Source organism: Anaerolineales bacterium (genome assembly GCA_030583885.1).
Classification (GTDB): Bacteria; Chloroflexota; Anaerolineae; order Anaerolineales; family Villigracilaceae; genus Villigracilis.
Genome location: CP129480.1, coordinates 1,336,218 through 1,349,426, shown reverse-complemented (window position 1 = coordinate 1,349,426; position 13,209 = coordinate 1,336,218). Strand labels below are relative to the sequence as shown.

The window sequence follows — 13,209 nt, the reverse complement described above, 5'->3', positions numbered from 1 at the left end:
TTATCAGGGTGTCCCTTGCGGCCGCCCCTTTCATTCGCGGGGTTATAATTTCACCGTCATGCCCATCAACGAACTCATCACGACCTTTGCCGACAATCTGCTCCCCATCCTGCTTGTTGCCGGCTCGGGATTTGCGCTTGGAAAACTTCTGACCATAGATTCGCGTTCGCTTGGGCGCGTGGTGTTCTATGTCTTCAGCCCATTGCTGGTCTTTGACCTGATGATAAAAAGCGAACTCGACCTGCGGCAAGCCCTGACAACCGTCGGCTATACAACTTCCGTGATCCTTGCCATGGGACTGCTTGCCTTTTTGCTGGGGAAGTTATTCCGACTTGAAAGAACATATCTGCTGGCTGTCATCCTTACCGTTGCATTTGGAAACACAGGCAATTACGGTCTCCCTCTCGTCAAGTTCGCCTTTGGCACTGACGCACTGGCAGTGGCCTCCCTTTTCTATGTGACCACGACCATCCTATTCAACACGATTGGCGTGGTGATCGCATCCCTTGGCCACATGGATTTGAAATCATCGATCCTTGGCCTCTTTAAAGTACCGGTTGTATACGGCGTGGTATTGGCGCTTCTTATCAAGGGGATAGGCATGCAATTGCCGCTGCCCCTTTCGCGCACGATTGAGATTGCGGCACACGGGGCAATTCCGCTCATGCTTGTTTTGCTCGGTCTCGAATTGACCCGCATCGAATGGTCGCACAGTTTCCGCGCCGCAGGCCTGGGTGTTCTTGCAAAATTGGTGCTCGGGCCGCTCGTTGGCATCCTGTTGGCCGGCTGGTTCGGCTTGCAGGGACCTGCCCGGCAGGGCAGTGTGATCGAAGCCGCCATGCCGGCCGCAGTGGCAACGACCGTGATCGCAACCGAATACAAACTGGAGCCATCGCTTGTCACGGCAATCGTTTTTCTTGGCACGGCGCTCAGCCCGCTTACGTTGACACCATTGCTGGTTTATCTGGCGAGGTAGCGAAATGCCGTTTCCGCACAAGGGTATTCCAAAGATCATCATGGCCGTCATGCTGCTCGCGGCAGCCCTGCCCCTGAAACCCGAACAGGCAAAAGCCCAGACTGGAATCGAGGTGGAAGATCCCGACGTGACAGTCGACTTTGGGCGGACGATCACATTTCAGGCGAAGATAAAATCCCCGATCCCCATCCAGCAGGTGTCGCTTCTCTATCGCGCTGTCCACGAAGAGGTGACCCGTGTGGAGGCTTTGCAGGTTGCGGAGGATGGCTCGGTGAGTTTTACGTATGATGCTTCGCTGAACGCCTTTCCGCCGTTCAGCTGGGTCGTGTTTTGGTTTCAAGCCACATTGAACGACAATCAAACCTATACGAGTGACCCGATCCGGTTTCAATACCGGGATGACCGCTTTCCGTGGCGGGATACATCCCGTGCCAACGTAACCGTGTACTGGTATGCCGGCGATGATGCATTTGGCGCTGCCGCGCTGGATGCGGCCGCCGCGGGCATGATGGCCATGAACGAGTTCATCCCCATCTCCCTCAGCGACCCGATCGAGATCTATATTTACTCGAATATCTCCGACTTGCAGGATACATTATTTCTTGGCGGCGAGCCGTGGGCAGGCGGACATGCCAGCCCCAGTTTTGGCATGGTACTGGTTGCCATTGCGCCCGCTGCCGGGCAATCCATCGAAATGGAAACAAAGATCCCGCATGAACTCGCGCATATCCTGTTGTACCGCGCGCTTGGAGATACATACAACCGCCAGCCTGCGTGGCTGCTTGAAGGCATCGCCGCGATGGTCGAACTTTATCCAAATCCGGAATATGCCCGCGCATTGGATATTGCAGGCAAAAGCAACTCGTTGATTGCATTTGAGGACTTGTGCATCTCCTTCCCCGCGGACGCAGGTTCGGCGTTTCTGGCATATGCACAATCCCAGTCATTTGTCACCTACATCCGCAACTCATTCGGCACTTCCGGGTTGGCAAGGTTAACCAATTCATACGGCGAGGGCTTCAGTTGTGAGTTGGGCGCAACGAATGCACTCGGTGCGCCGCTCAGTCAACTGGATGCGCGCTGGCGGGAAACCGTGCTGGGACAAAATGTGACGGGCGTCGCGATGCGCAATCTCGCCCCGTTTTTATTGCTCCTGGCATTGGTGCTGGTTGTGCCGATATGGGGCGCAATCGATATGATCCGTCAAAGGAGAAAAAGTGGAAACCGACCCAAATAAGAAAATTCGTGTACACATCTGGGTAAAGGGACGCGTACAGGGCGTGGGCTTCCGCGCGCATGTGGAATATAACGCCCTGCAGATCGGCGTATTGGGTTGGGTGCGCAATCTGGGACAGGATACGGTGGAAACCGTCGCCGAGGGGACACGCGCGCAAATTGACGAATTCATCGAGATGGTAAAGCAGGGTTCGCTCGTTTCACGCGTGGATGAAGCCCGCGTGGAATATGAGCAACCGACCGGTCATTTGGAGGGATTCACTTCCAAAAGCAGCATGTAAACAGACGGGCTCCCATCTTTTTATCCAAACCCCAACCCTCTTTCCTTCATCGAAATCCAGCTCCCCTGCCCGATCACCAAATGATCGAGGATCTCCACATCCAGTAATTTCCCCGCCTGCACAATGGCGCGGGTCACTGCCACGTCATCGGGGCTGGGTGTTGGATCACCGCTTGGATGGTTATGCACCACGATCAGCCCCGAGGCGTTGGTGCGGATTGCATCCTTGAACAATTCCCCCACCCTGACCTGCGATGAATTGACAGACCCTTTATATACTTCCACCGTCTCAAGAACCCGGTTTCGTCTGTCCAGCAAAATTACCCGCAAATGCTCCTGCTCCAATGCCGACATTTCATACTGCACAAGCGAAGCCGCATCCGCCGGGCTGTTAATGGACGGACGCTCCTCGGGCGATTCGAGGGTAAGCCTTCTCCCAAGTTCAATCGCAGCTTTGATCTGTGCAGCCTTGGCTTCACCAATTCCATGCTGGTCGGTCAATTCATTTAACGGCGCGCGATGCAAACCACGCAACCCGCCAAACTTTTGCAGCAAACGCTGCCCGACTTCCACAGCGTTCTCTCCCTGCACACCCACACGCAATAGAATGGCAATCAACTCCGCGTTGGTCAACGCCTGCGGGCCAAGGGAGGACAGTCTCTCCCGCGGGCGGTCTGATTCGTGCAAATCCGAGATTCGATAGGTGGGTTTGGAGACAGGGTCGGTCATGGCTTTCTCCCTGATAAGAGATACATCCAATTTTACAGCCTTTTTATTCCATTCGGGCATCTGTTAGAATTGTTTGCAATTCCACAGTTGGAGTCCTTTCATCGATGAGAAAAGCATCACTTCCCAATCTTACCATCCCTGCCCTATTGCTTGCAGATGGGCTGATATGTGTCGTTACAGCCGTTTTCGCCCATACGATCGGTCTTGATCCTGACATCACTTGGGGACGCTTTCGCACCATTTTATTTTTCTCCGGGATATTACTGATCTTGATTTGCCTGCCTTTTTTATTTCCCAAAAGACCCAACCTTCCATTTGTAAACACCATCCAAAAAGCCGAAAACTTGAAAACCGTTTTCCTGCTCGGCCATCTCTGGGCGGTCATTTTTGTGATCTACGCATGGTTCATCACCTTTGGCAACTTCACAACGTGGAGGAACACCACCCGTTACTATACACAGCTGGCGGACGCGTTTCGTAACGGACAGCTTCACGTTGATGCAGATCCGGGCGAAGCCCTGCTGGCCGCAGAGGATCCGTACAGCACCACAAGCAGACCTGCATTCAACGATGAGATCTGGGACATGTCCCTTTACAAGGGAAAACTTTATTTATACTGGGGTCCTGTGCCTGCTCTTTTGATAACCCCCATCCAATTTATTACGAACGTCAAGATCACGGATATGTATCTGGTCTATTTCTTTTATTGTGGATTACTGGTCTTCAACTCACTCATCATCCTTAAGCTATGGCGGCTCTTCTTTGCAAACATCCCGATATGGAATGTGATCCTCAGTATTTTTGTCATTGGGTTTATCCTGCCGGTGCTGTGGTCACTCAACAGGCCCGAAGTGTATCAAGCTGCGATCGGGGCTGGTCAATTCTTTTTAATGGGGGGGATCTATTTCATTGTTTCAGCCTTTGAAGACAGCTCAACCATCAAGAAGGGAAATCTATTTTGGGCTGGATTATTCTGGGCATGTTCGGCGGGCTCAAGAGCGATGAATGTGCTGCCCATTGTTTTCATGGTGCTATTGATCATGCTTTGGATTCTCAAAAGAACGGCAAAGCCGATTAAATGGACAAGGCATGTTCAGACATTGACCGCCCTGTTTATTCCATTGGTTGCAGGCGCCTTCGCCATTGGATGGTACAACTGGGCCAGGTTCGATTCCCCATTTGAATTCGGCCTGCGGTATCAGATCACCATTCACAACCTCAACCAACTCATGGGCCAGACGTTTCAAGCGGATTATTTTCTGCCGAATTTATATGCTTATGTTTTCCAGCCGTTTGGGTTTATATCGAAGTTCCCGTTTATTCAGCCAACCACAATTGCAGTCTTCTTTGAAAAGCTGAATATGACCGCGCCCAAAATTTATTTTAGCGGCAGGATGACCGGATTTTTAATCTATGGCCCGTTTCTAGCCTTGGCACTCCTTCCCTTTTTCTCCAAGACTGAGAGCGCGATACACAAGGATAATACATCTCCCAAACCTCAATTAATCCTTTTTATGTATCTACTTGCCGTATCATTTACTGTTAATTTCATCAGCCTTTTATTCTTTTTTTTCGGGCAATTACGCTATTCTGTCGACATTATTTCCCAGCTGACGCTCCTGGCAATCCTTGGATATTGGGGGATCGTCTGCTTGTACAAAAGCAAAAAATGCCTGTGGTCAAAAATTTTCGTGCATCTGGCACACCTTCTTCTTGTTATTACCATTGCGGCAAGTATTCTGCTCGCTTTTTCCAGCGAAACGAACCGCATGGAAAAATTGAACCCCCTGCTCATGGAAAAGTTGGATTCATTTTTCACCTTAAAAAAATGAGGGTGGCATTCTCCTATAACAAAAGAGACCGATCTCTCGGTCTCTTTTCTCTGGACTATGGTGTTGGAATCGGCACTTCCGTCACGACGATCGCATCGATCTGGGCCGGATCCCCTCCGCTGCTGGGGGAAATGATGACAATATAATCGTATGTGTCCGCGGGAGGTTCGCTGGAGGCGGTATCCACATCGATCAGGATGCCGCCATGGATGGGTGCAGCCGGCGGATCCGGGTAGGGATGCAAGTCAGCGATTGGGATGGATGCATTGTCCACCTCCGGCACAGATGCCACGTTGGTATTTGTATCGGGTACGCCATCGCCCCAGTTAAATACTTCATAATACAGGCTACCATCGGCGTTCTTAGAAATGCCGATAATGATATAGTCCAGTAATATGCCGCTCCCAGTATAGTATTCGTAAAATACCATGTCATAATATTCGTCGGGAGTGGACAAAACAATGACAGGGTTATACAGGATTGTATAACTTCCACTTGGCAGGTCGGAATGAGCGCGATTCGGCGCATCCGTATTGATCTGGGCCGGGGCCGGGGAGATTAGCACCAAGGAAGGATCCAGTGTGGATGGATATCCGGTAGGGGTGGCAGTGGGTGTCGGCGCAGGCGGCGAAGGATCATCATCATCGTCTGCGGGTTTCTTTGTTGGAGTGGCGGATGGAGGAACAACAGGAATTGTTGAGGTCGGCGAGGGAACGGGTGTCTCTGTAACCGTCGCAGGCGGTTCTGTGCCGGTCGTTGGAAGGATGGGGGACTGCGTAGCGTTTGGGTTGATAACAACCAGAGGAGGATAGGATATACCATCGCCTGATGGCGTAAGGAAGGTGCCCAGCCACGGGAATGGAGTAAGGATTTGGGGATTAAATATGGGCAATGAGCCATTTCTGCCGCCCTCGGTTTCGGGATTCAAATTAGATCCCATGCCGGCATTCAAGCTCCATTGCGGTCTAATCTGCATGGCAACCTGCCCGGCAATGATCATCAACAAAATGCCGAGAGGCACAATAAAGATGAGCAGGCTCCAGTCCCAGCGGTCGCGTTTTGTCATTCTCATGATTCTGTCTCCGGTGCCTTTTCAACAGGCAGGGTAACTACAAATGTACTGCCCGGATTTGTCTCCTCATTGTACCCCGGACTCTCCGCCCGAATACGCCCTCCATGTGCCTCCACAATTCCACGCGCGATGGCAAGCCCCAGCCCCGGACCACCGCCTTTAAATTTCGTCTTTCCGGAGGAATGCAAAAGCACCTCGCCTGTTTGACTGAACCTTTCAAAGATCAATGGAAGCGAAGAGGCGTCGATCCCAATCCCTGTATCAGAAACGGTCATTTCGACCTGCGGCACTGCATCCCCGTTGAGATGCCTGCCCGAGACCGTAACCGAACCTCCATCCGGCGTGAATTTGATGGCGTTCATGACAAGGTGATAAAAAACCTTCTGGATCAGATCGGGGTCGGCAAAAACAGGAGGCAGTTCTTCCAGTCCATTTGTGTCGAGTTGGATATTTCGCTCATTAAGCGCTTCAGCAAACCCTTTGCTGACTTTCCCAATAATCAAATCCATGCGTACAGAGGTTTTCCTCAAGACAAGCGCCTTGTTGTCAATCCGTGAAACATCCAGCATGCTATCCACAATGCCGGACATGCGCTCCGAACCTTCCAGAATTCCGCGGACAAGTTTTAATAACCCGGGATTGTCCTGCGTATCCTGCTCCAGCATTTGTGAATACCCCATGATAACGGTCAGGGGAGTGCGCAATTCATGGGCGGAAATCTGAATAAAGTTCGTTTTTGTTTTGTCAATCCGCCGCAAACGTTCGTTGATCTGCTCCAACTCATGCGTGCGTTCCTGAAGTTTCCCGGTCATATTGTCGAACGTGGCGGCAAGTTCCCCGATCTCATCCTTCGCGCGGATGTTCGTCCGTTGTTCAAGATCGCCGCCTGCGATCGCCTGCGAAGTGGTTACAAGCGAATACAATGGCCTGGTGATCATACGGGAGACCAAAAACCCGATCGCGATCACAATCAGCATTACCGTTGCAAACAGGTTTATATAGGTGCTTCGGCTTTCCTCGCCGGACTGCAGCACATAGTCTGACGGCAAAACCACGGCGTACACACCGATACGATCATTCCCCACCTGTAAAGGGCCATAGGCCAGCGTATAGTTGCGCCCATCCAGTTCAAGATTTTTACCCGTCACAACATCTTCCGCAAGCAGGATCTCGCGGTAATCATCCTCTGAAATCGAAACCGCCTGCAAGGTTTCCGAACCTGTCGTCCCCAGCGTGGTTGCGATGGCCTGCCCATTGCCGCCATAAATAATAATATCTGCAAGCACAATGCTTTTTAGAAAAGATTGGAAACTACGCATGGATGTGCCCACTACAACCACGCCGGCAAACCGGTCTCCCGAGCGCAAGGGCAGGGAGGTATAGTAATAGGTCTCACCGTTCACCAGATTGATTCCCAGCGCACGCAGCGGTGGTTCATCAACATCCCTGCTGTTCAGGAGAGGAACAACGATGGGCAAATTTGCCGAACCGGCGTCCTGGCCCACCCGTTTCACTTCGCCATTTTCATCCACATAGATCTGGAGCATTTCAGTTCCGCGCGGCGAAATCAGGATTAAATTTTGCGCGCCCCCCTCACCCAACAAGGTGGAGCCTGCCAAAAGATACGCCTCGTCCCCATTTTCATCGATAACCGCCCGGGCAATCCCCTCATAGTAAACCACCCCTCTGGCTAAATTTATATGATTCGATTCAAGCCGCACAAAACTATCAGAGACCACACGCCCCGCCTCCAACAATTGATTTGTCAGGCGATCGCTCATGCTGTTGGCCACCAGGCGCGTGACAACATATACCCCAATCACAGCGACAACGACTGTCAACAACAAATAAGGCAGGATGACTTTTAAACGTATGCTCATAAAAGTCCTCCGCGCCGCGGCGCAAAGGTTAATAAAACCACTATCGAACAATCCTCCAGTTTTAACTGCTGCGAGACGAAAAATGCGGGTATTTCAGGTTGACTATACCCAATTTCACAATCAAACCGATGCACAGCAACCATTAATATGATACCTCCCTGCAGGGCCATCCTCACCTACAAACGCTTTACAAAATGGACCAGCCGCTCCGCCTCGTGATACCCCAGTTTTTTGTGCGCGCGAATGCTGACCTCGTTATCCAACCAGGTATCCGAAGCCATTTCGGTACAGCCGTTTTCCCGCGCCCAGTCCTCCGCCGCCCGGGTGAGAGCCCCTGCCGCACCCGTACCGCGGAATTCCGCATAGACAAACCAGCCCTCGATATATCCGACGGGACTGGTCTCACATCCCTCCGCATACTCCCGCAGGCGGACTTCGATCATGCCGGCCGGGCGGCTGTCCGCCACGGCAAAAAAGACCGCGTCCCTGCCGCTCGCAAGAATCTCATCCATGTCATAGTTCAAATCCTCAGCGGGCGCTTCAGGCCAGATACCTTTACGCATCCTAAACCACTCATGTCTGTCCTGCGCTGTGATACCGCGAATTTCAATATTCATAGTCTCCCGACCAAATTTCCTTTACCCGGATACATCTGTTTTTGAAAAATAATACGTGAAGATGGCAATTCCTGAAAAGAACAGCCCGGCGCCGACCAGTCCAAGCACCCAGCGCGGGATGCCCCAGCCTGCCATATCGAACGGCGGGACGTCAAAATAGATCAACAGCCCGATCGCGCCAAGCAGGCTGTCCATTGCGCCGGAGATCATCAATACAGTACGTTTTCCGCTTTGGTTCTCCATTCCTATCCTCTCTTCTTCAACCAATCCAATAACTTCCTTGCCGTCCACGTATTGATGACATCCTTCGGTTCCAGCCAGGCGCGGCGCGCAATCGCAACACCATAATGAAGCATATCCAGATCGCCTTCGGAGTGCGCATCGGTGTTAATGCTGATGCGTACGCCCAACTCCTTGGCGCGGCGGACAAACATATCGTCAAGGTCGAGGCGGGAGGGGTGGGCGTTGATCTCCATCGCCACACCGGATTCCGCCGCAGCCTTGAGAATCACTTCCATATCCAAATCCGCCCCTTCCCGGTCCGGGATTTCACGTCCCGTGGGATGACCGATAATGTCCACATGCGGGTTGCGAACAGCGTTCAACAACCGCTGTGTGATTCTCTCGCGCGGCTGGCGCAGGCTGGTGTGCAATGACGCGACTACGATATCGAGCGTGGCGAGAAATTCATCGGGATAATCAAGCGTGCCGTCGGCTTTGATCTCCACCTCGGTGGAATGCAAAACCAGAATTTCATCGCCGAGTTCTTTTTGAATTTTCTTGATCTCGGCAGCCTGCTTTTTATGGTCTTCCATTTTCATGCCGCCCGCAACGCCCAGCCCAACCGAATGATCGGTAAACGCAATCACCTTGATGCCGCGCTTTGCCGCCGCGCGTGCCATCTCCAGCATGCTCAACCTGCCGTCGCTCCATGTGGAGTGCGTTTGCAAATTGGACTTGATATCCTTCACCTGAATCAACTTCGGAAGTTTGTTCGCTTTCGCCGCTTCCACCTCGCCGCGGTCTTCGCGCAGTTCGGGCGGTATCCACGGCAAGCCCAGTGTTTTATAAACGTCCTCTTCGGTGGAACATAAAATTTCTCCCTGGCCTTTAACGTTCGTCAACGCGTGCTCTGATAACGACAAGCCCTTATCCAGTGCGATCTGCCGCAGCTTTACATTATGATCCTTCGAACCTGTTGCATATTGCAAGGCGGTGCCAAACTTCTGCGGCGGATGCACCCACACCTGCGCGCGCACGCCGTCTGTGAATTCGATGCTGGCTTTCGTTTCGCCTTTCCCCAGCACGCGGCTGACACCTTTCAGGTTGACAAAGGCTTCCATGACTGCGGCGGAATCGTTTGCCGCAACAAGAATATCCAGGTCACCGACGGTGGAACGCATCCTTCTTAAACTGCCGGCGGATTCTGCTGCGGTGACCCCCTTCACACCTTTGAGGACCTGGATGATCTCCTGCGCGAGCGGATAGGCCCGCCCCAATGGAATCCGCCCGGACCTGCGGGCGAGGGACGCGATGCCTTCCAGAATGGCGCTCTCGGACTTGGCGCCCATGCCCGGAATGTCGCGAAGCTGTCCATTTTTCGCGGCAGTTTCCAGTTCCGAAAGAGCCGTGATGTTCAACGTCTTCCAGATGAGCGCGATCTTCTTCGGTCCCAAGCCCGGCACCTGCAGCCATCCCGCCAATTCTTCAGGGATCTCCTTTTTCAGGTTTTCCAGAAATCCAAGTGTGCCGCGGGAAAGCAGCTCGTCAATCTTTTCGGCAATGGCTTTGCCCACGCCGGGGATCTCGCGCAGCTTCCCCTCCTTCCAATATTCGCCGGCTTCGCGGCCGAGCGACATTAGATTTTCAGACGCTTTGCGATAGGCAAGAATGACGTAGATCACCTCGCCCTTGATCTCCAGGAGATTGGCGATCAGCGTAAACGTATCCGCAAGTTGACGATTGTTCATCATACCGGTAATCCTTTCCATGGAGCAGAGGCTGGGCTTCTTATTTCACCGTCAGCCAGACGCCGGCCAGCACCACGGACAGTCCCAGCAAACGCGTCAGTTCGAACGGGCGTTGCACCGCGCCGAGCCAGCCAAAATGATCCATGACCGAGCCCATCAACAGCTGCCCGGCCAGCAGGATGATCAACGCGGGCGCCACCCCGACACGCGGGATCATATAACTCATGGCAAATATCACCACCAATCCAAACGCGCCCGCGCCAAAGGCATACCACGGCAGGCTGCGCCATTGGTTGAATTTACTTCCAAAGATCAGAAGCGGAACAAGCGCCACAAGCGCACCGCCAAGGTGAACAAGGAACACGCTTTCCAATACGCCCAACCGCTGGCTGATCATGCTGGCAAGCGGGCTTTGAATGCCGATCGCAACCCCGCCCATGACGCCGATAAGAATGATGATGATAAGTGCCTGCATTTTATATCCTTTTTGTTTTCGGCTGATTATAAATTGCATCCGCCCTTTGCGCCGCGGAGGTTTCCCCATCTATGATACGATTCGCCGCATGGACCACAACGAGCATGTCAATTTACTGCACCCCGCAAATCTTGGGCCAGGCGGTTCGTGGGCGGACCTTGGGGCCGGCTCCGGTGCCTTTACATGTGCCCTGCGCGAACTGATCGGGGCGACTGCGGACATCCATGCCGTGGACACAGACCGGACCAGCCTGCGTCAATTGGAACGGGAACATCAAGGCCGCTTCGGAAGCTCAAAACACCTTCATACAATTGAAGGGGATTTTTCACGGACATTAGATCTACCCCCGCTTGACGGCATCCTGACAGCAAACTCCCTGCATTATTTCGAGGATACCGGGAAAATATTAAAACATGTCAGGTCCCTGCTGAAAACAAACGGCATGCTGCTCGTGATCGAATACAACGTGGATTTGGGCAACCAATGGGTTCCGCATCCATTTTCATTCGACACATTCCGCACACTCGCCATGCAGACTGGCTTTGGCGAGCCGCGTCTGCTGGCCACCCATCCATCCAGATTTCTGCGCGAGTTCTACTCCGCATTGACAACGAAGACCGATTGAATAGTATGCAACTCCACCGCTCACATTATCTCCTCGCACTTTTCATCACCATCAGCGCCATTCTGGGACTGCTGCGCTTCAACTCGCTGCAGCTCGGCACATCCTACGACGACGCGCATTACATCATCCTGGCCGAAAGCCTCTCCAGCGGACAGGGGTACCAGTTGATCAACTTCCCGCGCCCGCAGATCGAACGCGCCTTCCCGCCGGGCTGGCCGCTTTTGCTCACGCCGTTGACCTTCGTGTTTCCGGGCAATTATGCCATCCTCAAATTCCTTTCCCTGCTCCTTTCGCTGGCATCCATTGTTTTGACGTACAACCTGTTCGCGAAGCGGCTTTCATCCCCATATCCTGAGATACTGACGGGCCTGGTGGCACTGAATCCGCTGCTGGTCGGCACCTCCGTGACGGTGATGTCGGAATCCGCATATCTGTTCTTCTCGCTCCTCGCGCTGTACCTGTTCGACAAATGGAGGGATGCGACGGACAGCCGCAGGAACTGGCTCATCCTTTTCGTCTGCATGCTTGCATTTTATACACAACTGATTCGCACCATCGGAATTTCATTGTTTGTCGCGCTGGTTCTCTATCTGCTTTTCACGCGGCGTTTCCGCGAAACGGTCATTGCAACCGCCGTCTTTGTTGCAGGCACGCTGCTGCAGGGCTGGCTGAGCGGTTCGTTGATCTCCAGCGGGTATCAAACACAAGTGTTCAACAGCGCCATTATTGAAAAAACAAGCCAGATGCTTGCGAATGCGCTCGGCTATTTCAATGAAACCGCGGCTGGGTCGCTCCTGCCCGTCTTTGGGGCAAGGCTGACTTCCATGCTGGGGAGTTACGGCCTGCAATGGCTTCCATTCATTCTCAATCTTGTTATTCTTCTCCCCGTCATGTTGGGGATGTTCCGCCGGCGCAACGATATTCAGTTGGCGGATGTTTATTTCATTATCTATATCATCGGCATGCTCGCATTCTGGAATCCCAGGGTGGGAAGCGTGAAGGCACGTTTTCTCATTCCCATTCTGCCCTTCCTTTATTTTTATTTTCTGCGGGGTTTGTCGCTGCTGACAAAGAACAATGCCCGCATTGCGTATGCCGTTTCCATCGTCATCGCCTGCACACTGCTGGCGCGCAACCTGCAGGACTGGCGCAGCCCTTTCATGAACCAGATGACCGATCTCTCCATGGGTGCGGCCTGGGTTGCGGAAAACGCGCCGCGCGATGCCATCGTCATGGTCAATGAACCCGTCCCCGCATATGTGCATGTGCGGCGCAAGACCATCAACTTCCCGAAGCAGGGACAGGAACTGAACAAATATCTCGATAATCAGGGCATTGATTTCATCATCATCGCGCCGCCGCTGCAATCCCCGCGCAGTACGGAACTGGAACCCGCCATCCGCAGCCGCATCCTGCCCATACTCGAAGCAGACCCCGATACATTCAGCATTGTCTACTCCAACCCCGAATATAATGTGATGGTATATCGATATAACGGCGGTCAATAAAACGACCTT

13 protein-coding genes are annotated in these 13,209 nt (G+C 52.9%); 6 read left to right on the top strand and 7 right to left on the bottom strand.

The window, feature by feature from the left end; translation table 11 throughout:
* Window positions 1-58 precede the first annotated feature (58 nt).
* From QY332_06750 to QY332_06740, 3 genes are read left to right on the top strand one after another with little or no spacing between them, the layout of a single operon-like run.
* Window positions 59-976 (top strand): AEC family transporter, encoded by a 918-nt coding sequence (locus QY332_06750; protein WKZ37631.1) that lies wholly within the window; start codon window positions 59-61, stop codon window positions 974-976.
* A gap of 4 nt (window positions 977-980) precedes the next feature.
* The gene (locus tag QY332_06745) at window positions 981-2,213 is read left to right on the top strand and encodes a peptidase MA family metallohydrolase (protein ID WKZ37630.1); all 1,233 of its coding nucleotides are present in this window, start codon (window positions 981-983) and stop codon (window positions 2,211-2,213) included.
* Window positions 2,194-2,493, top strand: a complete 300-nt coding sequence (locus tag QY332_06740) for an acylphosphatase (protein ID WKZ37629.1) — start codon at window positions 2,194-2,196, stop codon at window positions 2,491-2,493. Before QY332_06745 ends, QY332_06740 begins: the two co-directional genes overlap by 20 nt.
* Before the next feature lie 20 nt (window positions 2,494-2,513).
* On the opposite strand, the gene radC is transcribed toward QY332_06740, so the two are convergent.
* Window positions 2,514-3,221, bottom strand: coding sequence for a DNA repair protein RadC (radC, locus tag QY332_06735; GenBank protein ID WKZ37628.1), 708 nt, complete (start codon window positions 3,219-3,221; stop codon window positions 2,514-2,516).
* 104 nt (window positions 3,222-3,325) lie between these two features.
* Here radC and QY332_06730 point away from each other — a divergent pair, with 104 nt between their 5' ends.
* Complete coding sequence (locus QY332_06730) at window positions 3,326-5,053, top strand: hypothetical protein (protein ID WKZ37627.1); 1,728 nt, start codon at window positions 3,326-3,328, stop codon at window positions 5,051-5,053.
* A 55-nt stretch (window positions 5,054-5,108) separates the two neighbouring features.
* Here the strand turns inward: QY332_06730 and QY332_06725 are convergent, their stop codons facing one another.
* From QY332_06725 to QY332_06700, 6 genes are all read right to left on the bottom strand, one after another.
* Window positions 5,109-6,125, bottom strand: coding sequence for a hypothetical protein (locus QY332_06725; protein WKZ37626.1), 1,017 nt, complete (start codon window positions 6,123-6,125; stop codon window positions 5,109-5,111).
* Complete coding sequence (locus QY332_06720; protein ID WKZ37625.1) at window positions 6,122-8,005, bottom strand: ATP-binding protein; 1,884 nt, start codon at window positions 8,003-8,005, stop codon at window positions 6,122-6,124. The genes QY332_06725 and QY332_06720 overlap by 4 nt, the downstream gene beginning before the upstream one ends.
* Window positions 8,006-8,181: 176 nt before the next feature.
* A complete protein-coding gene (locus QY332_06715) occupies window positions 8,182-8,622 on the bottom strand; it encodes a GNAT family N-acetyltransferase (GenBank protein WKZ37624.1) in 441 nt (146 codons plus the stop codon).
* Window positions 8,623-8,643: 21 nt separating this feature from the next.
* Window positions 8,644-8,865, bottom strand: a complete 222-nt coding sequence (locus tag QY332_06710; protein ID WKZ37623.1) for a hypothetical protein — start codon at window positions 8,863-8,865, stop codon at window positions 8,644-8,646.
* A gap of 2 nt (window positions 8,866-8,867) precedes the next feature.
* Window positions 8,868-10,595 (bottom strand): DNA polymerase/3'-5' exonuclease PolX, encoded by a 1,728-nt coding sequence (gene polX, locus QY332_06705; GenBank protein WKZ37622.1) that lies wholly within the window; start codon window positions 10,593-10,595, stop codon window positions 8,868-8,870.
* 37 nt (window positions 10,596-10,632) lie between these two features.
* On the bottom strand, window positions 10,633-11,067 hold the full coding sequence (locus tag QY332_06700) for a DMT family transporter (GenBank protein ID WKZ37621.1): 435 nt from the start codon (window positions 11,065-11,067) through the stop codon (window positions 10,633-10,635).
* An 88-nt stretch (window positions 11,068-11,155) separates the two neighbouring features.
* On the opposite strand from QY332_06700, the gene QY332_06695 reads away from it, so the two are divergent.
* Both QY332_06695 and QY332_06690 read left to right on the top strand, forming a co-directional pair.
* Window positions 11,156-11,692, top strand: a complete 537-nt coding sequence (locus QY332_06695; GenBank protein ID WKZ37620.1) for a class I SAM-dependent methyltransferase — start codon at window positions 11,156-11,158, stop codon at window positions 11,690-11,692.
* Window positions 11,693-11,697: 5 nt separating this feature from the next.
* Entirely contained in the window at window positions 11,698-13,200 is a 1,503-nt protein-coding gene (locus tag QY332_06690; GenBank protein WKZ37619.1) for a hypothetical protein, read from the top strand.
* Window positions 13,201-13,209 lie beyond the last annotated feature (9 nt).

Excerpts from the sequence above, each read along its gene's own strand:
- QY332_06750 (WKZ37631.1), top strand. The coding sequence starts at position 59 with ATGCCCATCAACGAACTCATCACGACCTTTGCCGACAATCTGCTCCCC.
- QY332_06695 (WKZ37620.1), top strand. The coding sequence starts at position 11,156 with ATGGACCACAACGAGCATGTCAATTTACTGCACCCCGCAAATCTTGGG.
- radC (WKZ37628.1), bottom strand. The coding sequence starts at position 3,221 with ATGACCGACCCTGTCTCCAAACCCACCTATCGAATCTCGGATTTGCAC.
- QY332_06725 (WKZ37626.1), bottom strand. The coding sequence starts at position 6,125 with ATGAGAATGACAAAACGCGACCGCTGGGACTGGAGCCTGCTCATCTTT.
- polX (WKZ37622.1), bottom strand. The coding sequence starts at position 10,595 with ATGATGAACAATCGTCAACTTGCGGATACGTTTACGCTGATCGCCAAT.
- QY332_06690 (WKZ37619.1), top strand. The coding sequence starts at position 11,698 with ATGCAACTCCACCGCTCACATTATCTCCTCGCACTTTTCATCACCATC.
- QY332_06730 (WKZ37627.1), top strand. The coding sequence starts at position 3,326 with ATGAGAAAAGCATCACTTCCCAATCTTACCATCCCTGCCCTATTGCTT.
- QY332_06715 (WKZ37624.1), bottom strand. The coding sequence starts at position 8,622 with ATGAATATTGAAATTCGCGGTATCACAGCGCAGGACAGACATGAGTGG.
- QY332_06745 (WKZ37630.1), top strand. The coding sequence starts at position 981 with ATGCCGTTTCCGCACAAGGGTATTCCAAAGATCATCATGGCCGTCATG.
- QY332_06720 (WKZ37625.1), bottom strand. The coding sequence starts at position 8,005 with ATGAGCATACGTTTAAAAGTCATCCTGCCTTATTTGTTGTTGACAGTC.
- QY332_06700 (WKZ37621.1), bottom strand. The coding sequence starts at position 11,067 with ATGCAGGCACTTATCATCATCATTCTTATCGGCGTCATGGGCGGGGTT.
- QY332_06710 (WKZ37623.1), bottom strand. The coding sequence starts at position 8,865 with ATGGAGAACCAAAGCGGAAAACGTACTGTATTGATGATCTCCGGCGCA.